Source organism: Capsulimonas sp., assembly GCF_039929585.1.
In the GTDB taxonomy this organism is placed as follows: domain Bacteria; phylum Armatimonadota; class Armatimonadia; order Armatimonadales; family Capsulimonadaceae; genus Capsulimonas.
This window is the reverse complement of record NZ_JBDSQY010000203.1, coordinates 1-21,515: the sequence shown is the minus strand read 5'-3', so window position 1 is coordinate 21,515 and position 21,515 is coordinate 1. Positions and strand designations below refer to the sequence as shown.

The following is a 21,515-nucleotide window of genomic DNA, read 5'->3' as shown; positions in this document are numbered from 1 at the left end:
TTCCAATCCGGCGGCTTTTTTTTCTCCCACGCTCTTTTCGGCTATACTAACGCTATCGCGTTCGCCGCCGCGTCTTCGCCGGCGCCGCCAGCGAAAGGAGCCGTCGTTATGTATCGTCAGTCCCGCAAAGGGTATATCGAGGAGCAGATCGAGAAGATCGGCCTGATCCTCACCCTCATTCTCACCGGCCGGCAAGCCGATCCCCAGAAGGGCGGCATTGAAGAGATCAAGAAAAGCTGCAAGACGCTCACCGGCGTCGACATCAGCCTTCTTCTTGCCCTTCCCGTGGACCGTCTGCCGACCCTCTTCGAAGGCGCGCTCGGCTACGACTCCGGCCGCTCCCTCGCCGCCGGCATTCTTCTCGATGAGCGCGCCCAGCTATTCCACGACCAAAACCTAGCCGCCTCCGCTTTCGCCGCCTGGCCAAAGGCTCTTCTGCTAATCGTGGAAGCGTTGATTGCCGAAGAAGGCTTCCGTACACCGGAGTTTCGGGGCCGAGTCGAAACGATTTTGGAGAAGCTAGGCCCGGATGGAGTGACGCCGAAGATCGAGGAACGGCTGGCGACTTATCGCAAAGTCGTAGGATAAATTCTCCGGAAAACCCGTTGACAAACGGATTTGATCCGTGATAAGATAATAACGTAATTTGTACGTTTCGATACTGTAGTAATCGTGTGCGGCGCCGGTTTTTTCGGCTCGCATCGTCGTCATCGCAAGACCCTTCTTTGAGGATTGAGCCGATACTGGCGAGGTTGCTGCTTTTCCCGAGCGTCCTTATGTTTTGCCAAAAAAGCCGATCCTCACTTGAGGACCGGCTTTTTTGCGCTGGAGCCGGCCAGCGGGTTTATTCAGCGAGGAGCACATTATGCCAAATCAGAAAATCGCGGATGTGGCCGCCGAGGCGATGCATGACAGTTCGTTTGAGTCGAAAAAAGGATACTGCTCGCGCTTCGTCCGGCAGGTCGTTGCAAAAGCGCACGGAAGTAAGTATAGCGGACTCTTTGGGGCGTCCGCGATCGATACCGGCCATAACTTCAAGCGGGCGGGGCTGGATGTGAATGTCACGCACGCGAACGATCTGGAGATCGGGGATATCCTGTTTAAGATGGTAGGGAGCGGCGGCTTTGGCCATGTGGGGATCTATGTCGGCGGCTCCAAGGGCGTCGCCTCGAATAGCTCCACGCGGCTTGGACGGATCTCCGGCGCCAAGGGGTATCGGACGCTCGGACAATGGGGCGCTTGGCAGCTGGTCGGCCGTATTCCTGGGGACTCGCCCGCAGTCGCCACGTCTCCTACGATGTATCATTTGATCGTCGGCGGCAACAAAGTCGCCGATATGCCGGTGCTCCATGGGCAGACAATGTGTCCGGTTCGCGCCTGGGCCAACGCGTTTGGATTCGCACTCGACTGGAACGAAGACAAACATGAGGTGCTGCTTGATGGATCGGAAGTGGACGCGCCGGTGACGCTGATCGACGATCACGCATTTCTGCCGATTGAGACGCTCGTGAACGCGGCTGGACTTTCGATCTTAGAAACCGACGATCAAACGCATCGCATCGTCGTCGGGACGCACGTGTGATTGCGCTTGGCGATGGAGTGTCTTCTCAAACTCCCCGCATCTGCCGCCTGAATTCACCTGGGCTAAGGTGAAAGTATCGCCGGAAGACTTTGCATAGGTCATTTGCGTTGGCGAAGCCTGTATTCGCTGCAATTGCCTCCAGCTTTAGATCGGAATGGATAAGAAGCCGGGTCGCTTCTTCCAGGCGGACCTGGCGCAAGAATCCTGCGGGGGCGAGTCCGGTGACGTCGCGGAAATGGTGACTGAAGCCGCTGCGGCTCATGCCGTAGGTTTCGGAAAGCTGGGCGACGTCCCCGGATTCCGGCAGCCGCGCCAGGGCGAAGGCGCGAACCTCATCGAGCAATTTTTCGCGGGCGGGGCGAGGGTATGCGGCATGGTGCGCGGCGCGCTCATACTCGACAAGGAGATCGAACGACGCCTGCTCCTCGGCGAACCGGTCACGGTATCCCGTGGTGTGGACGGTCTCAAACGCGGCGAGAAACCGCGTGAGCAGCGCTCCGTCGTCCGGTATAGCGAGCACAGTCCCAAATGTCTTCTTGCGCTCGGTGATGCGCTGTGTGACATAAGGCTGAGTCAAAATCAAATACACGAACGACCAGTGATCGGATTCCTCCGGCATATGATAGACATGGGCGGACGGAACCGTCGCGACAAACGCCGTTCCGGGCTCGATCTTATGGGAAACGCCGCCTTCGCTATAAATCCCCCAGCCTGAGAGCGTATACTGGAATACCAGAAACGGGTACGCCGCGTCGCCGCCGCGCTTCTGTCCGTCCCAATAATAGCCATCCGCCGACCGCCTTCGCTCATAGCCGCCGACAATGAGCGTTTCCGGCCCATAGACACGTTTCTGATCCCGCGCTTCAAAAATACTCCGCGCCCAAACTTCCCGCTCCGCAAAACCCATCACTTTCATTACTTTGCCCGATCTCTCACAAATCGACTATCAATAGCTGAAATAAACGATTGTCGCCGCAGATGCTCTCTTGTATAATCTTAGCAGGAAAAGCGAATGTTTTTCACGTTTTGGATATGATCGGAAAGGTCTTCTTCCCATGTCGATAAAAATTGCGATGATTGGCGCCGGATCCATCGGATTTACGCGCCGCCTGATGCGTGATGTGCTGTCCGTTCCGGAGTTGCAAGAGACGCAATTTAGCCTGATGGATATCTCGGAGCAGAACCTAGATATGGTTGTCCGGCTTTGCCGTCGCGATATCGAAGGCAATGGGCTGCCGGCGACAATCACCTCCACTACCGACCGCCGTGAGGCGCTGCGTGACGCCGATTATGTCATCTGCACGATCCGTCAGGGCGGCTTGGAAGCGTTCCAAACGGACATCGATATTCCGCTGAAATATGGCGTGGACCAATGCGTCGGCGACACGCTCTGCATTGGCGGGATTATGTACGGCCAGCGCACCATGGCGGCGATGCTGGATATCTGTAAAGACATCCGGGAGATGGCGAAGCCGGACGCGCTGTTCCTGAACTATTCCAACCCGATGGCGATGAATACGTGGGCGTGTAATAAATACGGCGGGGTGAAAACCGTGGGATTATGCCATGGGGTGCAGGGAGCGCACTGGCAGATCGCGCAGTGCATCGAGCATTGGGCGAAGGGGGAAGGGTTGCTGGGTGAGGATGAGAAACTGCCCCGTCAAGATGTCGATGTCGTCTTTGCGGGCATCAACCATCAGACATGGTGTATCAAAGCGCAGTGGCGCGGGATCGACTTCATTCCCCGGCTGTTGGAGTTATTTCAGGCCCATCCCGAGTATCCGACGACGGAGAAAGTGCGGATCGATGTTCTCAAGCGCTTCGGCTATTACAGCACCGAGTCGAACGGGCATCTGAGCGAGTATCTGCCCTGGTATCGCAAGCGTGTGGACGAAATCAACGACTGGATCGACCTCACCAACTGGATCAACGGCGAGACCGGCGGCTACCTGCGCGTCTGTACCGAGGGCCGCAACTGGTTTGAAACGGACTTCCCGAATTGGCTGTCCGAAGAGGCTCCCAAGTTTACGCCCGAAACCCGCAGCGAGGAGCACGGTTCGTATATCATCGAATCGTTGGAGACGGGGCGTATCTATCGAGGCCATTTCAACGTCATTAACCAGGGCCATATCACGAACCTGCCCGATGGCTGCGTGATCGAGGTTCCTGGATATGTCGATCGCAGCGGGATCAACATTCCCGTCGTCGGCGACCTGCCTCTCGCCTGCGCCGCCACCTGCTCCGCAAGCGTCCGCGTCCAGGAAATGTCCGTCGAAGCCGCCGTGCGTGGGGACGTCACCCTGCTCAAGCAAGCCGTGCTGCATGATCCCCTGGTGGGAGCCGTTTGCAATCCCGAAGAAGTCTGGCAAATGGTGGATGAGATGCTGGTGGCGCAGGCGCAGTGGCTGCCCCAGTACGCCTCCGAAATCCCCGCCGCCCGCCGCCGCTTGATGGACGCCGAAGCGAATGGAACCCGGGTGCGTCTGCGACAGACCCAGGGCGCCGCGCGTTTGCACACCAAGACCGTGGACGAAATGTCTCGCGACGCCGAAGAATCCCGCGCCAACGCCGGGGCCGCCGACAAAGGCAAGATGACGAAGGTAGCCGCATAACTATCGAGGGTCTCGGATATGAGATTACGAGTTCCAAAGGAGAAACTATTGAACCGCTTTCGGATACGAACTTACGCCGCCTTGGCCGCGTTGATATTCTCAGCCATGGGCGACGCCCGCCAGGCGTACGCTGCGCCGGTGGCGACGATCGATCTGGATGGCGCGGCTGTCGGTCGTCCCTTCGAAGGGCTGGGCGCCGTGAGCGGCGGCGGCAATACGAGTCGCCTGCTGCCCGATTACCCCGAGGCACAGAAGAAGCAGATCCTCGACTATCTGTTCAAGCCAGGCTTTGGGGCGTCCTTGAGCGAGTTTAAAGTGGAAGTCGGCGGTGACGTCAACTCCACCGAGGGCTCCGAGCTCAGTCATATGCACACGCGCGGGGATGAGAACTACTCTCGCGGCTTCGAGTGGTGGCTGATGGAGCAGGCCAAGGCGCGCAATCCGCAGATCACGCTTGACTGTTTGGCCTGGGGCGCGCCGGGATGGGTCGGGAATGGAAATTTCTGGTCGACCGATATGATGGACTACTACATCAAGTTCATCAAGGGCGCGAAGAAGTATCATGGATTGGACATCGTCAGCGTCGGCGGCAAGAACGAGCGCGGCTACGACCGGGACTGGTACATCGGCTTCCGCAAGGCGCTTGACGCCAACGGATTGTCTCAGGTCAAGCTCGTGGCGTCCGACGATTGGGGGCCGTACTGGATCAAGGTCGCAGAGGCGTCCACGACGGACCCGGAACTCAGCAAGGCGATCGATGTCTTCGGGGGGCATATTACCTGGTCCGAGAATCCGCCGCTGCCGACGGAAGCGATCCAAAAGCTGGGCAAGCCGTTCTGGGATACGGAGCTTCACAATTACTATCCCGGATTCGAATCGGAAATCTCCCTGATCCAGGCGTTCAACCGCAATTACATCCGGGCCAAGATCACCAAGAACATGGTCTGGAATCTGATCTGGTCGTACTATCCCGTTTCTTCTTACCAGGACGTCGGTATGATGCGGGCGAACTCGCCGTGGAGCGGACACTATGAAGTGCTTCCGGTGCTCTGGGGATATGCCCATATCAACCAGTTCGTCAAGCCCGGATGGCTCTTCCTGGAAAACGGCGGGAACGGCGAATTGCCCGCCGGCGGAACCTACACAGCCCTGAAATCTCCGAACGGCCGCGACTACAGCCTGATCGTCGAAACCAAGGACGCTCCCGGCCCCCAGCTTGTCCAGTTCAAGCTGATGCACGGGATGCCGTCCAAGACGCTCCATCTCTGGAAAAGCACGGCGGACGCGCAGTTCGTGCATTCGGGCGACTTGACTCCGGCGAATGGCGCCGTCACGATCTCGCTGGAACCCAACTGCGTATATTCCATCACCACGACGAAAGGCCAGCGCAAGGGGAGCTTTCCCGCATCGCCGGCGGACGCGCCGCTAAAACTGCCGTACCAGGACAACTATCAGAGCTATCGCGTCGGCGCCCAGGCTCGCTACCATTTCGATTACCATGGCGCGTTTGAGATTGCGAAGGGAGGGGCGGGGCATCCGAAGGTCCTGCGGCAAATGGCGACCAACTCCGCGAGCGGCTGGGGCGGCGCCTATCTGCCGCTGACGTTCCTGGGATCGACCGACTGGAAGGACTACATGGTCAGCGCCGACGCATACATCGAGAAGGCGGGAGCCGTGGCGATCCACGGTCGGATTGGCGTGATCCCAAACGATAACAAGTTTGATCCTCCTGGTTATACGTTCCGCATCCAGGACAGCGGCGCCTGGGAGCTGAGCAGCTTCCAGACGGTAATCGCCCACGGCGATACGTCCTTCAGCGCCGATCGATGGCATCGCCTGCAGCTCGGTTTCCAGGGCTCGCAAATCACAGCCTCCGTGGACGGCAAGGCCGTCGCCACGGTCACCGACACGACATATCCCGGCGGATTGGTCGGACTGGGAACAGGATGGAATTTCGCCCAGTTCGCCAACCTGAAAGTCGAGCCCAGCGGATCGCAAACCGCCATGGCCGGCCTCGCGCGGTAAGTGGTTTAAGATAACGGCCTAAAAATCGACCGGCTCGCGAGATCTTCTTGTCTCACGAGCCGGTCGATTTTTAGGCTATCACTATCCCGCCGTCGGAACTACCGTCAGCACTCGTTTCATCGCGCCGCGTAGCAGAGTGATCCCGACGGGAACGCCCGCCTGTTTGTCCGTCAGACGACGATGCAGATCATCCAATCCCGTCACCGCCTTTTCTCCGAAAGCAACAATCACGTCGCCTGGGCGCAGGCCGGCCTCGGCGGCGGGGCCGCCGTCCTGGACATCAAGCACCAGGACGCCGCTGTCTTCGGCCAGATTGTGATAGCGGACCAGCCGGCGGGGCAGGGGCGTGTCCTGGCCGGAGACGCCGATCAGGCTGCGCTGGACCTTGCCGTGCTGGATCAGCTGGCTTGCGACGTAGATCGCGGTATTGATCGCCGTGCTGAAGCAGATGCCCTGCGCCGAGGCGATGATCGCCGTGTTCACGCCGACGACTTCACCGCGCGACGTGACCAGCGGCCCGCCCGAGTTACCAGGATTTAAGGCCGCGTCGGTTTGGATCACATTGTCGATTAGTCGGCCCGAATTGGCGCGCAAGGAGCGTCCGAGTGCGCTCACCACGCCCGCCGTCACCGAGCATTGGAACCCATACGGGTTGCCGATGGCGATCACGAGCTGTCCCGCCCTTACCTGCTGCGAATCCCCCAGGCGCGCCGCCACCAAGTTCGGCGCGTCGATTCTTAATACCGCAAGGTCCGTTTCCGGATCGTCTCCCACTAATTCCGCGGGGAATGTACGCCCATCGGCGAGCGTCGCTTCTAAGTTTGTCGCGCCATGAACGACGTGACTGTTGGTCAGCAAATAGCCATCCGGCGTGAAGATAAACCCCGAACCGCTGCCCTGTCCTGCCTGCCCGCTGCGCATGAAGGCGGCGCGGATAAAGACGACGCTTGGCGTCACCGTCTCCACGGCGTGCATCACCGCCTGCGAATACGCGTCAAACAGCTCCCCATCCGAAACGGGAATGTCCTTCGAGACGCTCGTTCTCTCTGCGTCAATAAGATGCGCCTCGTCATTTAGGACCCATTCTAAGTCCAGACGGGCGTCAATCGTCGATGTCATTTTAAATCTCCTCCAGATGGAAGAAGCGGGCTCCGGCGCATGCCGAAGCCCGAAGTCGATGTGTATTGATAAAACACTCGGGTCCTTTCTATCGTTCCACGTGAAAATTACCCCTTGACAGATTCCTGAAAAGTGTATAAACTGTATTAACTGAACTAGTACAGTATGAAGGAGCGCCGTTGTCCCTCGAAATACAAATAGCAACTGGAAGCAGCACGCCGATCTACTGGCAGATTGTCGATCAGATCGGCAAGGCCGTGGAGTCGGGCGCGGCCCAGCCGGGCGATCAGCTGCCGAGCGTGCGCGCTCTGGCGGAGCGGCTGGTCGTCAACCCCAATACCGTTGCGCGGGCTTATAACGATCTGGTGCGGGACGGCGTGCTCGAGTCGCAGCGGGGCAAAGGGGTATTTGTCGCCGAGCGGCGTCAGGTGTTCTCGGACGCCGAGCGCCGGCGGCGATTGGAGCAGGCGGGCGACGTTTTTCTGCACGATGTTCGGATGCTGGGATTTACGACGGCCGAAATTATCGATTACTTAGAGCGGCGGCTCAGTGAAGCCATGCCGGAGACGCCTCGGGAGGTTACGCATGAATGACTTTGTGATCGAAACGCATGGGTTGACCAAATATTACGGGACGCGCGAGGTGGTGTCGCCGTTGGATCTCGCCGTGCCGCGCGGGTCTATCTTTGGATTTCTCGGGCGTAACGGCGCCGGCAAGAGCACGACCATTCGCATGATGCTGGGATTGGTCGAGCCGACACGCGGGTCGGCGACGGTGCTCGGCCAGGACAGCCGAAGTCTCACTCCGGAACTGCGCGCTCGCGTCGGTTATCTCGCCGAAGGGCATCATGTGTACGGATGGATGACCGTCAAAGAGTGCGGCGAGTGGCAGTCCCGATTTTATCAAAATTGGAATTGGGGCGTTTACAACGGGGTCGTGGATCACTTCGGCCTGAACCCCAAGACCAAGGCGAAGGGACTGTCACGCGGCGAACGCGCTGGCCTCTGCCTCGCCTTGACCCTGGCGCCCGAACCTGAACTGCTCATCCTGGACGATCCCGCGCTCGGTCTGGACCCTGTCGCCCGTCGCAGCCTGCTTCAATCGATGCTGTATGTGACGCGCCGCGCCGACCGGACCATTCTCTTCTCGTCGCACTTGCTTTCGGACGTCGAACGCGTCGCCGACCATATCGCCATTCTCGACCGAAGTGTCCTGCGCGCCAATTGCAGTTTAGAGACCTTTCAGGATCGAGTTCGACAAGTTTCGCTCAAGTTCCCCGGGACACCGCCGCCGCCGCCCGCCATTCCCGGCCTGCTGCACTCGTTCCGCACGGAGAACGAGATGGTGCTGACCATCGCGAATATGTCGCCTGACACGGATCGGATTTTGAAGTCGCTGAATCCCAAGAGCATCGACCCGATGCCGCTGGGTTTGGAAGACGCCTTTATCAGCTATCTAGGCGACCGGGGCGAGCAGTCGTTCTTTATCCCGGATGCGGAGGATGTGGCGTGAACGCAGGAAACTTTCGCGCGTTTTGCGCGATGTTTTGGAAAGAATGCCGTGAGAACGCCAAATGGGCGGCGCTGGCGGCGGTGGGGTTGCTGCTGGCGCTAGTCGTTGGGGCGGCTAAGTCCAATCAAGTCTTACCATATCAGGTAAAGCCATATGACGAATTTTGGAATGCGGTCTATACCGTGATTGGGTTTGGCTCGGTCTTGACGGCGCTGCTGCTGGGGATGCTGCAAATCCTGCCGGAGCGGCGGCGCGATCAATGGGCGTTCCTGATGCACCGGCCGGCCTCGCGCGCTGTGCTGTTCTGGGGGAAAGCATGCGCTGGCCTTGCGCTCTATTTGCTCGCTGTCGGGTGTCCATTGGTCGCCGTTTCGATCTGGGCGGCCGTGCCTGGGAATATGGCCGCGCCGTTCGATCCGCGTCTGATGCTTCCCGGCGTCGCGACCATCTTATGCGGAGTGAATATTTATTTCGCTGCGCTGATCGTCGCGCTGCGTCCCGCTCGCTGGCATGGGAGCCGCATTTTGCCTCTGCTTGCTGGTGCGCTGGGGTATTTTCCATTGGGGTTGACGAACGAATTTTGGTGGACGATGGCGGTGCTGCCGTTCACTGTCGTTCCCCTGGCGCTGGCGGCCTGGGCCAGTTTCGTCGCGGAGAGCGCCGAAGCGCGGCGCTCTTATGCCGGACGGGCAGGATTGGCGCTGACGATGTTTGCGGGCTGCTCGGTCGTGTTATTTGCCGTGTTCGCGATTGCGGTTGGGTTTTATAGCGATGTCCAACGACAAGGCTCATACTACTCTGAAGCGACACAGGATTATGGGGTTCTGACTTCGGGCCGCTTCGTTCGAGCGACATCGTTCCCCGTACGTATTGTTGGCGGTCGTTATGTTACCCCGCAGCAAATATCGGAGCTTCACGACCTGAGTGGCCGTTTTGTGCCCTACTATCCCGATGCCCTGAAGACGCCAACGTCGCTCATGCTGACCGGAACTCAATACGCGCCGAATGCATGGAACGTATCGTACATGCAGCCGCAGCGTTACGCACAGGAAATCGTGCAGCCACTGCGCGCCAGTTCGCCCCGGTTTCGGTGGTTCTACATCGCTCCCCGGCGCCGAATCGTCCTCTATTCCACCAAGACACGTCGAGTCGTTCGCGAAATTGGGCCAGTTGACTCTCAGTCCTCTGATACCTTGGGGACGGCCCAGTTTCTCGGCAGTCCTGTTTCTTTGCCCGTCAGTTCAGGGCTGACCAATACTCCTTATGTCTTTAGCCGGCAGATTTATCGATTGAACACGGATATTTCCAGTGGAGATTTCGATCCCCGTGCTCGGTTGGCCTGGATCCCGCTGTTTCATAAGCCATTGCCGGAAGCGATTGTCTCGGTAACGCCATCTCGTAGTTTTGACGGTCCTGCGGACGATACGCAATACGTTTACTATGTTTGTACGGCGCATGCCGTCCATGTTGTCGCCCCCAAGGGACAGGTGCTTTTTTCCGTTCCTGTCCCTGATGGCAATAAAGTCTCCGTGGTGGATTTGCCAGGCGCGCATGGCGACGCCGTTCACGGCGGCAATGACACCCGTTACTTTTTTTGGATATTTCCCAATCGGATCGCGACGGGATTGCAGGGGACGGTGACGGAATATTCGCCTCACGGCAAGGTCATGCAGCGTGAAATACTACCGTCACTACCTCCATCCATAACGATTGCGGCATCGTCAAAATTGTCAGCTTCCGTAGCGCCTATGATCTCGATGTTTCTGGCGGCCCTCTTTCTCCAAAGCGCGCCCTTGGCGCTGCTGAAGGCCGGTCCACTGGGCTTTTCCGCTATTTGGGCGTCTCTATCGTGGCTGGTCCTCAAGCGCGGCGGTTTCCAGGGTCGCACTCGCATTGCTGGGGCTCTCGCGGGACTGTTTCTTGGCCTGCCTTTCCTGCTGACGATTCTCTCGCTGTATCGATGGCCGTCGCGTATCGATTGTCCGCAATGCGGCAAGAAACGTGTGGTTATACAGGATCGCTGTGATCATTGCGGCGCGGCGTTCTCGGCACCAGCGCGTGATGGAACGGAGATTTACGAGACATCTGGCTTGGTGATGACGCATACGGAGGCTGCATGAACGCAAGTAACTTTCGCGCGTTTCGCGCGATGTTCTGGAAAGAGTGCCGCGAGAACGCCAAATGGGCGGCGCTGGCGGCGGTGGGGTTGCTGCTGTCGATTGTGATCATGGCGGCGCAGCCCGGTCAAGGCTATCACTACAAGGCGAAGCCATTTTACGACTTTTGGCGTTCGGTCAATGGAGACGTTGTGCTGGGGAGCGCGCTGACGGCGCTGCTGCTGGGGATGCTTCAGATCTTTCCAGAGCGACGCCGGGACCAATGGGCGTTCCTGATGCATCGGCCAACGCCGCGCGCATGGATCTTCTGGGGCAAGGCGTGCGCCGGTCTCTCGCTTTATGCGCTGGCGATGGCTGTCCCTCTCCTTGCCGTGTCGGCGTGGGCGGCGGCGCCAGGGCATGTCGCTGGGCCGTTCGATCCACGCTTAATGCTTGCGGGGTTCGCGGCGATTGCGTGCGGCGCCATCATTTACTTCGCCGCGCTGATCGTGGCGCTTCGCTCCGTCCCCTGGTACGGAAGCCGCCTGCTGCCGCTGGCGACCGGATACTGCCTGGCGTTCGCGATTGATACGATCCCTCAGGAGTTTTGGCAGACGATAGCGCTGCTGCCGCTGGCGATTGCCCCGCTGGCAATCGCCGCACTGAGCGCTTTTTCAGCATCGGACAACGAAGCATCGCCATCGAAGGCGGGACGCGTTAGCACGATCTTAATCGTCTTTTTCGGCGCATTGACCGCGTGCGCCGTGGTCCTGGTAATGCCTGGGAACCTGTTGTCGTCGGTTTCTCTGGCGCGTGATCCGATCCGCATCGAGCTTTACGCGGCTCTGAAAACCGGGCAAATCGTTCGGGTGACACAAGTTCACCAACCGGCTGGCGGGTCCTATTTGCAGGAAGTGCGCGACGTGGCCGGTCACCCGCTGCATGCTAGTTACGCGGACCTCAATTTTCCGCAAATCCTTTCTTTTAACTCGATCGCCAATTCCAGTATGACGAGACGATATGCGGAGCCGCAGCGCTACGTGTACGACGTAACCTTTACTCCGCGCGTTGGAATTGGCGATTACGCGTGGTTCTACATTGCCTCGCGACATCGGGTGGCGATGTACTCGACGAAGGATAGCCATCTGATCGGTGAGATCGGACCGAGCGGCGCGGTTGCCGCCGGCGGCGGGCAGCCTTCGCCGTTTCCGAGTCCCTACTCGACGCTTTCGGCGATCGATTCCTCGGATAATGTGTTCTGGGTGTTCGGACCTCAGATCTATCGTCTGACTTCCGAGAATACCGGCGGCTGGGCTCCCGCCCTCGGTCAACTGCATGTGTCGCCGCTTCTTTCGGCGCCGCTTAAGGAAGATATTCGGTCTCTGGTTTCCAGCCCATTTCACGAGAATGAATATTTTGTTACTACGGACCACAGCGTCGATATCTTCGATTCGAAAGGGAATTTGCGCTTCTCGGCTCCGACCTCGCCGGGATGGAGCGCGGGTTTTACGGCGCTCCCGCGAACGACTGGAGCCGCGCCGCGTAGCCGAAACGCCGAGCATTACTTGATGTGGCTTTGCCCAAGCGAGGGGCAGCCGGATCGTGTCGCCGAATATACCGCCGACGGACGGCTGCTGCAAATTCAACCACTGCCGCCGCTCTACGCGCCGAGCCTTCCGACGGATTGGGGCAGCTCACTCTACGCCGCTTTTGTTCCCGTAATCCTGGTGATTATGGAGGCGTCACATATTCTCGGTCTCGTCACTTTCGCTTCCGTCAACGTGGCTTTGGTCGCTGGCCTCACCTGGGCGACCCTCTGCTGGCTTGCGGCTCGTCGCTCTGGACTGCCAATCCGAGCGCGGGGCATCAGCGCACTGGCCGGCGCCTTTCTCGGTATGCCGGCGCTGATGACGATCCTGTCGATCTATCGCTGGCCGGCGCTCGTTATTTGTTCGCAATGCGGCAAGAAGCGCGCCGTCACACAGGAGCCCTGCGAGCATTGCGGCGCGGCGTTTTTGGAGCCGGCGCGTGATGGGACGGAGATATTTGAATCTCCCGCTTTGGTAATGCATACGGAGGCCGCATGAACGCAGGCAATTGGCGCGCGTTTCGCGCGATTTTTTGGAAAGAATGGCGAGAGCACGCCAAGTGGGCGCTTCTGGCTTTCGTGAGTGTCTGCATCGCTCTTTGTTACTTCGTGACGGTGCGTCTGGGAATATTGGATTATCGCCCCAAGTCTTTCACCGACTTCTGGAGTGGCGTGGAAATGATTTATTACGTCGCGCCACGCCTGATCGCGATTATGCTCGGGATGCTGCAAGTTCTGCCGGAACTGCGCCGGGACCGGTGGGCTTTTTTGCTGCACTTGCCCTGCTCCAGAGGTGTGCTGTTTGCAGGCAAAGCGGCCGCCGGGATTGCGTTATTGTTCACCGCGACGGCGGCTCCATTGCTGGCCGCTGCGCTTTGGGCGCGGCAGCCAGGTCATCTGGCGGCGCCTTTCGACTGGGGGGTGACGTGGACGGCGGCCACGCAGATTTTGGCCAGCATCCCCCTTTATTTTGCGTCTCTATTGACAGCCCTGCGGCCAAACCGATGGTACGGCGGGCGCATGCTGCCGATCATCATGGGGTTACTGACAGGCTTCTTATTGGTCAGTGTGGATGGACTTAGCCATTCGTATGTCTTGTGCGGGATCTGTCTTCTGTCGATCGTCACGGCTCTGGCCGCATGGGGCGGCGTGGTTCATCGCGAGGAGGCCCGGCTCCAGCACTGGGCAGCCCGCGCCAGCGGCTCCGTTGTTATGTATGTCGGGGTGCTGCTGGTTTGCGTGATCCCTTATTTGATTGTTCAGTCGGCTTGGGACGGACAGATTTCGGCGCAAAGAACTTACACCGAATATGGCCTCGCGTATGACGGGCAGATCGTGCGTGAGCAATACAACTCGCGGAGATATGTCCGCGTAACGGCGGCGGAAGCCGGCGCGAAACGGACCCGTTATACTTGGAGCGATGTGGCGCATTCTTCTTACCCGATCGTCTCTCCCTGGCTGGAGGAGGCGAGTGAACTGAGCGGCGCTCCCCACTCCGGCGTCGTGTTGGCCGCGAATGCGGTCAGTGAGCAATACGGAATGGTGCATTGGTACTATCTCCGAGAGCATCGCAATTTCGCGGGTTATTCCGCCCGCACGAAGCAGATGATTGGGGTGATGGGGCCAAGAGGGTTTACTCCGGGAGCCGCCGCGAATAACGACAATGTCTTTTCCGAGGACTTAAGCCAGGTTGATCAGCAGAAGGTTAGCGATTTTGGATGGGGAGCAGGATGGAAAGGCGCCCCCGTGTCGTACGTATTTGGATCCCAGGTTTATGCAATCCATTGGAACGCTCTCAAAGTCGCGCCATTGTTCTCCGGCGGCAACGAACGGATTGTGAGCGTCAATGAGGTGAAGCGGATTTCTGGCTACTGGGACACTTCTTATCTCATCAGCACCACGGCGCATTTTGCCCTGATATCTTCGCACGGGCAAACTCTGTTTGTAACTCCGCGAGAATATTCTTTGCCTGATTACGATACGGTGAGATTAAACGTGACGGAGGATCACAAATACCTGTTCTGGTATGTCCCGGGCGCCCATGGTCTGATCAACGGGAAAACGATCCAGGTGACGGAGATTTCGCCGACGGGAGAAGTGCTGAAGCGTGTCGCTTTGCCGCCGATCTCTCCTGGCGAACAGGCCCGGTACGAAGATTCACGATTTGCCGGTATCGTCGTCCCACCCTTTGTCGCCATTGTCGGAGCTGTTGGCGAGTATGTGCTTGTTCTTCGGCAGAATCCCAGCGCGCTCGGTTTCTGGAGCGACATCCAATATCATCGCGTGGCGTGGACAAGCTTCATCTGGATTAGTTTTGTGGCTGGGCTTTGCGCCGGTGTTCTTACTTGGCTCGTGACGAGGCGCTGTGGATTGGCTTGGCGAGATTGCTTGGGCTGGGCGTTGTCGTTTGTCCTGATCGGTTTGCCTGGCTTATTTACCTTACTGGCGATGCGGCCCTGGCCGGCGCGTGTTGTGTGTTCGGCTTGTGGCAAGCGGCGTATCGTGACTCATACCCAGTGCGAGCATTGCGGCGCGGCGTTCCCGGAGGCCAAGCGCGATGGGACGGAGATCTTTGAATCTCCGACGTTAATACTGCATACGGAGGCGGCATGAACGGTTCTATGTGGCGCGCAATTCGCGCGATTGTCTGGAAAGAGTGGCGGGAGAACGCCGGATGGGCTCTGCTGGCGGCGCTGGGGCTGTCGCTTGGCGTCCTCTATAACGTGACACAAAAGTACCAGACGCTTCGCTATGTCACCAAGGACTTTACAGGATATTGGGAGGGAATTCATACGGTGATGGCGGTGGGGCCGCTGGTTGTCGCCGTTGGAATTGCCTTCATCCAGATCTTTTCGGAACAGCGCCGGGACCAATGGGCGTTTCTGATTCACCGTCCGGCCTCGCGCGGCGTGCTGTTTTGGGGGAAGGCGCTTGCGGGATTGTCGCTTGTTCTCGCGGCGACGGCGACGCCATTGCTGGGCGCCGCCGTGTGGGCGGCGATCCCCGGGCATTTGGCGGCCCCGTTCGATCTCGATCTTTGCAGCGTGGGGTTTCGGGGGATCGCAGTCGCCAGCCTCGCTTACTTTGGAGCGCTGTTGACGGCTCTGCGTCCCGCTCATTGGTATGGAAGTCGGCTCTTACCTGTAATTTTGGCAGTTCTGTGCGCCTTTTTAATCGCTCAGGGAATCTCTCTGTTCTTTCTGCCGCCGCTGGCGTTTGTATTGGGCGCAGCCGCCTGGGGAGCTTTCCTTGGGGACGGCGACGACGCGCGCCAGCCGGTGATTGGAAAGATTGGGCTGCGCCTGACGCTTTACGCCGTGTTACTTGCCGTTAGCCTTGGCGCGGTCGCCGCGATTGACAGCGCCTATCGGTCGATGTATCCCGCCGCCGGCGCGACGACAATGACAAACCATTTTGTCATTGCGCCGAACCACATCGTTCAGAGCAATTACGTTCTGAACCCAGGGACAAGCATGAACTACCGATTGGTGGATACCACCGGAGTTGATGGCAAGCAGTATCCTGTCGATCCTCGCACCGGAATGGCCAAGGGAGAAATATCAAATCCTAGTAGCTTAAGTATTTTCGAAAGCGTCTCCGTGAGCGATGTCCATTCGCAGATCATTCCGATTGCCGCCTATCAGGAGACGACCGGGCCGGACCTCAAATGGTTCTACGTACGCTCGCGGAATTGGGTTGAAGTGTACTCTCAGGACAGCAGGCGTCTTGTGGGGCGATTTGGTTTGAACGGCTATGTTCCAGTTTCTTCCGGTGCGCCGGAGCCATTTCGCGATGAGCCGGTGGCGCTCCCCTCGGTCCCCGTCCTAGACATATATACGTTTCGTCATCGGATCTATCGAATGGTGTCATTCGACGCTGCAGGGCGTTTTTTGCCGATTGAACAGCGCAGATTTCAGCTGCTCTTTCAAGAGCCTGAGGGAACCCAAATTCTGTCCATCGCGCGGGCTGACCAGATACAGCAGCACGCGAGTCTGGCCTATATTGTCACGACCAACGCCGGACTTCAGGTCCTCGGCGGCGATGGTTCGTTGCTGGCGTCGCTGCCGTGGACGAAGCGCGATTTTACGGGACTGTCCGTGGATTGTAATATTGTTACGAATGTCGATCGAAACACGCTGAACCCGGACCACTATTTCTTCTGGTTTTGGCCAGCCGATCGGACCAAAGCGCCGATAACCGCCGACGTTGTGGAAGTTGCAGGAAACGGCAAAATCGCACAGCGCGCGCAGGTCACCGAGCCTGCCTATCACCATCCGGCCGACACACCCTGGTTTGGGATCGGGACGCCGCTTCCGGCGGTGGCTCTGGCGGCGCATTCCGTATCGGGAGCAGATAAGTCGGTGGGGGATCAATTGATGGTCATCGCGTTTGTTACCGCGCTGCTCTGCGCGCCATTCGGCTGGCTGATCGGCGTCCGCTGCGCCGTGAATCGCAGGGCGTGTTTCGGATGGGCGCTCGCATGTTTTATCCTCGGAGTGCCTAGCCTGCTGACGCTGATCGCGCTGCGTTCTTGGCCGGCGCGTGTCTCATGCCCGGCGTGCGGTATGAAACGCATTGTCGATCACGAACGCTGCGAACATTGCGGCGCGCCGTTCCCGCCACCGGCGCGGGATGGAACCGAGATCATGGACACTTCCGAAACGGCCGCGCATGCGGCGTAATCGATAGATAAAAAATCCACGCTTGAAGAAGCGTGGATTTTTTTATTTGCGCCGTGATTTCTGAGAACAATTGGGGAACTATTAATAATACGATACCGTTCCGTATTATTATAACGGTATAATTTACGCATCGTTGACGGCGCTGGGCGCCAGAAGCAGGGATGACCATGGTGGAAACGCAGGAGCAGACACGGTACGCGCCGGGACGGCCGGCGGCGGATGAGATCGCGGAGCGGCACGAACGGCTGTTGACAATCGCCGCCGAGGTGTTTGTGGAGCTGGGATTTGCCGGCGCGAGCATGGGGGAGATCGCGCGCCGCGCGGGCGTGTCGAAAAATACAATTTACGCACGTTACGCGACGAAATCCGAACTGTTTTCGGGGGTGATGCGCTTTCGGGCGGACCGACTGCTGCCGCGCTTTACGGATGTTTTGCTGACGGATCGTGGTCTGGAGACGACGCTCCAAACATTTGGTGAGAACTTGCTGGATGTGATGCTGGAGCCGCAGTCGTTGGGCTTCCGGCGGCGCATGATCTCGGAAGCAGTTCTCTTTCCCGACATCGCGCGACAATATTGGAACCTAGGGCCGACCCGCTCGCGAAAGCTGCTCAGCGCGTATCTCGACGCCAGGGCGAAGTCGGGCGAATTGGTCCTGGACGATCCCCAAGAAGCGGCGATCCATTTCATCTCCCTGGCGCAAGGCGATCTGGTGATCAAGGCGGAGCTGGGCGTTTTGGGCGATTTCAATCCGGCGCAGCGGCAGGCGGCTGTGCGCAGCGCCGTGCGTTTGTTCTTAAAGTCATATCGAAAAAGTTAGTTCGAAAGTTAGTCAACGGATCGGTGTACTATGGCAATATCCATCCCCAGAAACGGAACCAAACCCGCGCCAGCGCCGTCAGGTCCGCCCGCGCGGGCGGCGGCCAAGCAGGCAAATCCCGATGTCACTCCAGAGGTCAACGCGCACCGGTGGTGGATCCTGATCGGCCTGATTATGGCGGCGGGTCTGGAGATTTTGGACACGACGGTCGTCAATGTCTCGCTGCCGCAGATGGCCGGAAACCTCGGAGCCTCCACGGATGAGATCGCGTGGGTCAGCACGGCGTATATCCTCTCGAACGTGATCGTGCTCCCCATGACGGCGTGGCTTTCGGGGCGTTTTGGCCGCAAACGTTATCTGATGGTGTCGATCATCATCTTCAATATCGCGCGCTTTATGTGCGGCCTGTCGGGATCGCTGGGTGAGATCGTCTTCTGGCGGCTGATTCAGGGCGCGGGCGGCGCGGCGCTGATCTCCACGGCGCAGTCAACAATCGTCGAGATCTTCCCAAAAAATCAAACGGCAATGGTGCAGTCGCTCTTTGGCCTGGGCCTGATCGTGACGCCGACCCTGGGACCGCTGCTCGGCGGCTATATTACCGACAATTACTCATGGCGGACGGTGTTCTTTATCCATATTCCGCTGGCGTTCGCCAGTCTGACGATGGTCGGTCTGTTTCTGCAGGATTCGATCCACCAAAAACGTGTCAATACTGTTGATGTCCCAGGGATTTTGCTGCTGGCGGCGGGAATGGGCTCACTCCAATATGTCATGGAGGAGGGCCAACGGTATATGTGGTTCGATGACGCCTGGATCGTGCGCCTGACGATTGTCGCTGTCCTCGCGATCTCCGGGTTCATCTACTGGGAGCTATCGCCGCGCAACAAAGCGCCGATCCTGGACCTGCGGGTCCTGAAGGATCGGAACCTCTCGGCGGCGGTTGTGCTCGGTCTGGTGCTCGGATTCGGTCTCTATGGCGGCGTCTTTATCTACCCGCTATTCGTGCAGACGATCCTCGGATTCACGCCGACCGCCACCGGTCTCGCGCTCCTGCCCGGCGGTATCGCCACCGCCGTGGCGGTGATGATTTGCGGACGCCTGCTGTCCAAAGGCTTCGATCCGCGTATTCTGATCGCCACCGGTATGATCGTCTATATCGCGTCGATGTGGATGCTTGGGCATTTGACGCCCCAAAGCGGCCAGTCGGACACGCAGATCGGCCTGCTGGTTCGCGGCTTAGGTCTGGGACTCGTCTTCATTCCGATCAGCACCACGGCGTTTGCCAGCCTTAAAGGCGCGCAGATCGCCCAGGGCGCCGCGCTGTATAACTTGATGCGACAGCTCGGAGGCTCCTTCGGTATCGCCCTTCTGGCGACTTATGTCACAAATATGACTGAGTTCCATCGCTACAATCTGGTCGGTCGTCTCTACCAGGGCAATGTTATCCTCGACCAGCGCGTCGCCGGCATCACCGCCGGAATGATCAGCAAGGGTCTCAGCCCGGACGCGGCGCACACAGCGGCCCTCACGCTTGTCAGCCACACGGTCCAGGCGCAGGCGATGACGATGGCGTATAACAACGCCTTCATCCTGCTCGGGATCACGTTCCTGATCGCCATGCCCGCCGTGCTGCTGCTGCGCCGGCCGAAGAAGGGCGCCGGCGCTGGGGCGAGCGCGGCGCATTAAGACCCCATCTCCCCGCCGAAGTAAACTTCGGCCTCCCTCTTTCCCTGCTAAAGGCCCTTCGGGCGGGAAAGGGGGCGATCGTAATTACAGCCGACAAGATCTATATCGGCCCAAGTTATCAGCATTCCTTCGCACCCACGCAGGATTCCCCATCTCCTCCCGCGAATAGTCCGCCACTTGCAGATCGGCTGCAACTCCCATTTTCCCATCTAGGGGGTCCCATGGCGGCGCACTTCTGGATCTTTCCGTGGATCGCGCTCTTTTTCGGGCTCGTGGCGTTTTCCGCCGCGAGCCTGCGCGCGTTTCGTTCTCCTGTCACTCCCGGCGGTTCGCGCCGGGATATTCCCTCACTGATCGTCTGGGCGCTGGCGACGGCCGTCGCGACGTGGCTGAGCCTGCGTCTCGGATCGGTGGCGGGCGTGGATTATATCGCGGCGCGCGGCGTACTGCTGGGGGCCGTCGGCGGGCTGCTGCTTGTGGGGACGGCTGGGCGCGCGGCGCGCGCGTCGGACAGCGGGGCGCCGGCGGCGCTGGTGATCGGGTGGGGCGTGGCGGTGACGGCGGCGGCGCGGCTGTGGCTGACGCATGGGGAGCTGTCGGGGCTGACCGGGCTGATCCTGGGTGTGGTGATCCCCATCGTAATCTTCGGGGCGGCGCGGCGTGAGGATTCCGAGGAGACCGGGGCGGGAGTGCTGACCGGCGCGGGGCTGGCGTTTCTGGCGACGCTTTCGGCGGCGGTGCAGATCGGGTTTACCCGGGCGCGGCTGATCGAGCAGATGTATTGGCCGGATGTGCCGCTGCTGCTCGGGGGCGCGATGTGCCTTGGGCTGCTCGTCGCGATGCTGATTCCCAAAGCCCGACTGCGCGCTCTTTGGATCGGACTGCCGTATTTGATCGCGACGGTCGCCGTGGGCGAGACGCTGGCGCATGAGCGCACGCCGTTGAAGCTGCTGGGGGTGGGCGTGCTGACCTTTGCGCTTTTGTTCGCAATCGGCCGCCAGCGGCGAGACGCCGCCGAGGCCGCCCCGGCGCTTCCCGTGCGGACGCTGCTGCCGTCGCTCGCCCTGCTGGCGATGGCGCTGACCGTCAGCTACGCTTACTGGGCGGGCTACGGAGTGGCGCTGATGCTGCTCGCGGGCTGGGCGGTCGCCGCCGCCGTTCCGTGGCGCGGGACGGATGACGCGTCGGCGGCTTTCGCCGGCGTGGCGTCCCTGCTGCCGGCGTTTGTTTTCGGCGCCGTCGCGGTGATGCATCGGCTGCTGCTCCTGCAAAACTCGGATGCGCTGGATGTGAACGCCGTGACCGACGCCTGGGACTTCTTCGCCCTCAGCCTTGGCGCAATCCTGCCCTTCGCCGCCGCCGAAGCCGGCGCGGCGCGCGGGCGTATTTCCGCAGGACTGGCGGCGGCGTTCTGGCTGCTGGCGCTGACCATTCCCGTGCTGATCGCCGACTATGTGCTGGCGGTGCGCGCGGGCGGCGGGCTGCTGCTCGGCGCGGCGCTGGCGGCGCTCTTTTCGACCTTCACCGCTGGACAATCGCGCGGTCGTGTCCTGATCGGGAGCCTGACCGTCGGCGCGCTGACGCTGATTATGACGCCGATTGCGAGCCAGTGGGATGAGCCGACCCGGCGCGTGCGAACGCTGATCGTAATCGGCGCCGTCGTGCTGCTCGCGATCCTTCAGCTGCTGCCGTCGCGGCAGGATGCATCTGCGCCCGAGCGGGACCCGCAGCCGGCCGTGGAGGGCTAACCGCGATGGCGATTGCACGCAAACGCGGTCTCCTGGCCGCAAATCCG

At 59.7% G+C, this 21,515-nt stretch carries 15 protein-coding genes; 13 read left to right on the top strand and 2 right to left on the bottom strand.

Features of this window, described 5'->3' with window-relative positions:
- Positions 1 to 108: 108 nt before the first annotated feature.
- Both ABIZ35_RS14775 and ABIZ35_RS14770 read left to right on the top strand, forming a co-directional pair.
- On the top strand, positions 109 to 588 hold the full coding sequence (locus ABIZ35_RS14775) for a hypothetical protein (protein WP_348220686.1): 480 nt from the start codon (positions 109 to 111) through the stop codon (positions 586 to 588).
- A 277-nt stretch (positions 589 to 865) separates the two neighbouring features.
- Complete coding sequence (locus tag ABIZ35_RS14770; RefSeq protein ID WP_348220685.1) at positions 866 to 1,582, top strand: hypothetical protein; 717 nt, start codon at positions 866 to 868, stop codon at positions 1,580 to 1,582.
- A gap of 25 nt (positions 1,583 to 1,607) precedes the next feature.
- On the opposite strand, the gene ABIZ35_RS14765 is transcribed toward ABIZ35_RS14770, so the two are convergent.
- Positions 1,608 to 2,498, bottom strand: coding sequence for an AraC family transcriptional regulator (locus tag ABIZ35_RS14765; protein WP_348220684.1), 891 nt, complete (start codon positions 2,496 to 2,498; stop codon positions 1,608 to 1,610).
- A 139-nt stretch (positions 2,499 to 2,637) separates the two neighbouring features.
- On the opposite strand from ABIZ35_RS14765, the gene ABIZ35_RS14760 reads away from it, so the two are divergent.
- The gene (locus ABIZ35_RS14760) at positions 2,638 to 4,194 is read left to right on the top strand and encodes an alpha-glucosidase/alpha-galactosidase (protein ID WP_348220683.1); all 1,557 of its coding nucleotides are present in this window, start codon (positions 2,638 to 2,640) and stop codon (positions 4,192 to 4,194) included.
- Positions 4,195 to 4,242: 48 nt separating this feature from the next.
- The gene (locus tag ABIZ35_RS14755; RefSeq protein WP_348220682.1) at positions 4,243 to 6,219 is read left to right on the top strand and encodes a galactosylceramidase; all 1,977 of its coding nucleotides are present in this window, start codon (positions 4,243 to 4,245) and stop codon (positions 6,217 to 6,219) included.
- Between the two features lie 81 nt (positions 6,220 to 6,300).
- Here the strand turns inward: ABIZ35_RS14755 and ABIZ35_RS14750 are convergent, their stop codons facing one another.
- Positions 6,301 to 7,338, bottom strand: a complete 1,038-nt coding sequence (locus ABIZ35_RS14750; protein ID WP_348220681.1) for a trypsin-like peptidase domain-containing protein — start codon at positions 7,336 to 7,338, stop codon at positions 6,301 to 6,303.
- 179 nt (positions 7,339 to 7,517) lie between these two features.
- Here ABIZ35_RS14750 and ABIZ35_RS14745 point away from each other — a divergent pair, with 179 nt between their 5' ends.
- The 9 genes from ABIZ35_RS14745 (at position 7,518) to ABIZ35_RS14705 (ending at position 21,468) form a co-directional block, all read left to right on the top strand.
- On the top strand, positions 7,518 to 7,931 hold the full coding sequence (locus tag ABIZ35_RS14745; protein ID WP_348220680.1) for a GntR family transcriptional regulator: 414 nt from the start codon (positions 7,518 to 7,520) through the stop codon (positions 7,929 to 7,931).
- Positions 7,924 to 8,850, top strand: coding sequence for an ABC transporter ATP-binding protein (locus ABIZ35_RS14740; protein WP_348220679.1), 927 nt, complete (start codon positions 7,924 to 7,926; stop codon positions 8,848 to 8,850). Before ABIZ35_RS14745 ends, ABIZ35_RS14740 begins: the two co-directional genes overlap by 8 nt.
- Positions 8,847 to 10,970 (top strand): hypothetical protein, encoded by a 2,124-nt coding sequence (locus ABIZ35_RS14735; protein WP_348220678.1) that lies wholly within the window; start codon positions 8,847 to 8,849, stop codon positions 10,968 to 10,970. The genes ABIZ35_RS14740 and ABIZ35_RS14735 overlap by 4 nt, the downstream gene beginning before the upstream one ends.
- On the top strand, positions 10,967 to 13,033 hold the full coding sequence (locus ABIZ35_RS14730) for an ABC transporter permease (RefSeq protein ID WP_348220677.1): 2,067 nt from the start codon (positions 10,967 to 10,969) through the stop codon (positions 13,031 to 13,033). The genes ABIZ35_RS14735 and ABIZ35_RS14730 overlap by 4 nt, the downstream gene beginning before the upstream one ends.
- Positions 13,030 to 15,147 carry a hypothetical protein gene (locus tag ABIZ35_RS14725; protein ID WP_348220676.1) on the top strand — a complete coding sequence of 706 codons (2,118 nt, stop codon included), beginning with the start codon at positions 13,030 to 13,032 and terminating at the stop codon, positions 15,145 to 15,147. The genes ABIZ35_RS14730 and ABIZ35_RS14725 overlap by 4 nt, the downstream gene beginning before the upstream one ends.
- A complete protein-coding gene (locus ABIZ35_RS14720; protein ID WP_348220675.1) occupies positions 15,144 to 17,216 on the top strand; it encodes a zinc ribbon domain-containing protein in 2,073 nt (690 codons plus the stop codon). Before ABIZ35_RS14725 ends, ABIZ35_RS14720 begins: the two co-directional genes overlap by 4 nt.
- Before the next feature lie 161 nt (positions 17,217 to 17,377).
- Positions 17,378 to 18,034: a TetR/AcrR family transcriptional regulator gene (locus ABIZ35_RS14715; protein WP_348220674.1), complete on the top strand. Its 657-nt coding sequence runs from the start codon at positions 17,378 to 17,380 to the stop codon at positions 18,032 to 18,034.
- Between the two features lie 30 nt (positions 18,035 to 18,064).
- The gene (locus ABIZ35_RS14710) at positions 18,065 to 19,720 is read left to right on the top strand and encodes a DHA2 family efflux MFS transporter permease subunit (protein ID WP_348220673.1); all 1,656 of its coding nucleotides are present in this window, start codon (positions 18,065 to 18,067) and stop codon (positions 19,718 to 19,720) included.
- A gap of 221 nt (positions 19,721 to 19,941) precedes the next feature.
- Positions 19,942 to 21,468, top strand: coding sequence for a hypothetical protein (locus ABIZ35_RS14705; RefSeq protein ID WP_348220672.1), 1,527 nt, complete (start codon positions 19,942 to 19,944; stop codon positions 21,466 to 21,468).
- Positions 21,469 to 21,515 lie beyond the last annotated feature (47 nt).

Excerpts from the sequence above, each read along its gene's own strand:
- ABIZ35_RS14715 (WP_348220674.1), top strand. The coding sequence starts at position 17,378 with ATGACCATGGTGGAAACGCAGGAGCAGACACGGTACGCGCCGGGACGG.
- ABIZ35_RS14750 (WP_348220681.1), bottom strand. The coding sequence starts at position 7,338 with ATGACATCGACGATTGACGCCCGTCTGGACTTAGAATGGGTCCTAAAT.
- ABIZ35_RS14770 (WP_348220685.1), top strand. The coding sequence starts at position 866 with ATGCCAAATCAGAAAATCGCGGATGTGGCCGCCGAGGCGATGCATGAC.
- ABIZ35_RS14705 (WP_348220672.1), top strand. The coding sequence starts at position 19,942 with ATGGCGGCGCACTTCTGGATCTTTCCGTGGATCGCGCTCTTTTTCGGG.
- ABIZ35_RS14740 (WP_348220679.1), top strand. The coding sequence starts at position 7,924 with ATGAATGACTTTGTGATCGAAACGCATGGGTTGACCAAATATTACGGG.
- ABIZ35_RS14710 (WP_348220673.1), top strand. The coding sequence starts at position 18,065 with ATGGCAATATCCATCCCCAGAAACGGAACCAAACCCGCGCCAGCGCCG.
- ABIZ35_RS14725 (WP_348220676.1), top strand. The coding sequence starts at position 13,030 with ATGAACGCAGGCAATTGGCGCGCGTTTCGCGCGATTTTTTGGAAAGAA.
- ABIZ35_RS14730 (WP_348220677.1), top strand. The coding sequence starts at position 10,967 with ATGAACGCAAGTAACTTTCGCGCGTTTCGCGCGATGTTCTGGAAAGAG.
- ABIZ35_RS14720 (WP_348220675.1), top strand. The coding sequence starts at position 15,144 with ATGAACGGTTCTATGTGGCGCGCAATTCGCGCGATTGTCTGGAAAGAG.
- ABIZ35_RS14765 (WP_348220684.1), bottom strand. The coding sequence starts at position 2,498 with ATGAAAGTGATGGGTTTTGCGGAGCGGGAAGTTTGGGCGCGGAGTATT.
- ABIZ35_RS14775 (WP_348220686.1), top strand. The coding sequence starts at position 109 with ATGTATCGTCAGTCCCGCAAAGGGTATATCGAGGAGCAGATCGAGAAG.
- ABIZ35_RS14760 (WP_348220683.1), top strand. The coding sequence starts at position 2,638 with ATGTCGATAAAAATTGCGATGATTGGCGCCGGATCCATCGGATTTACG.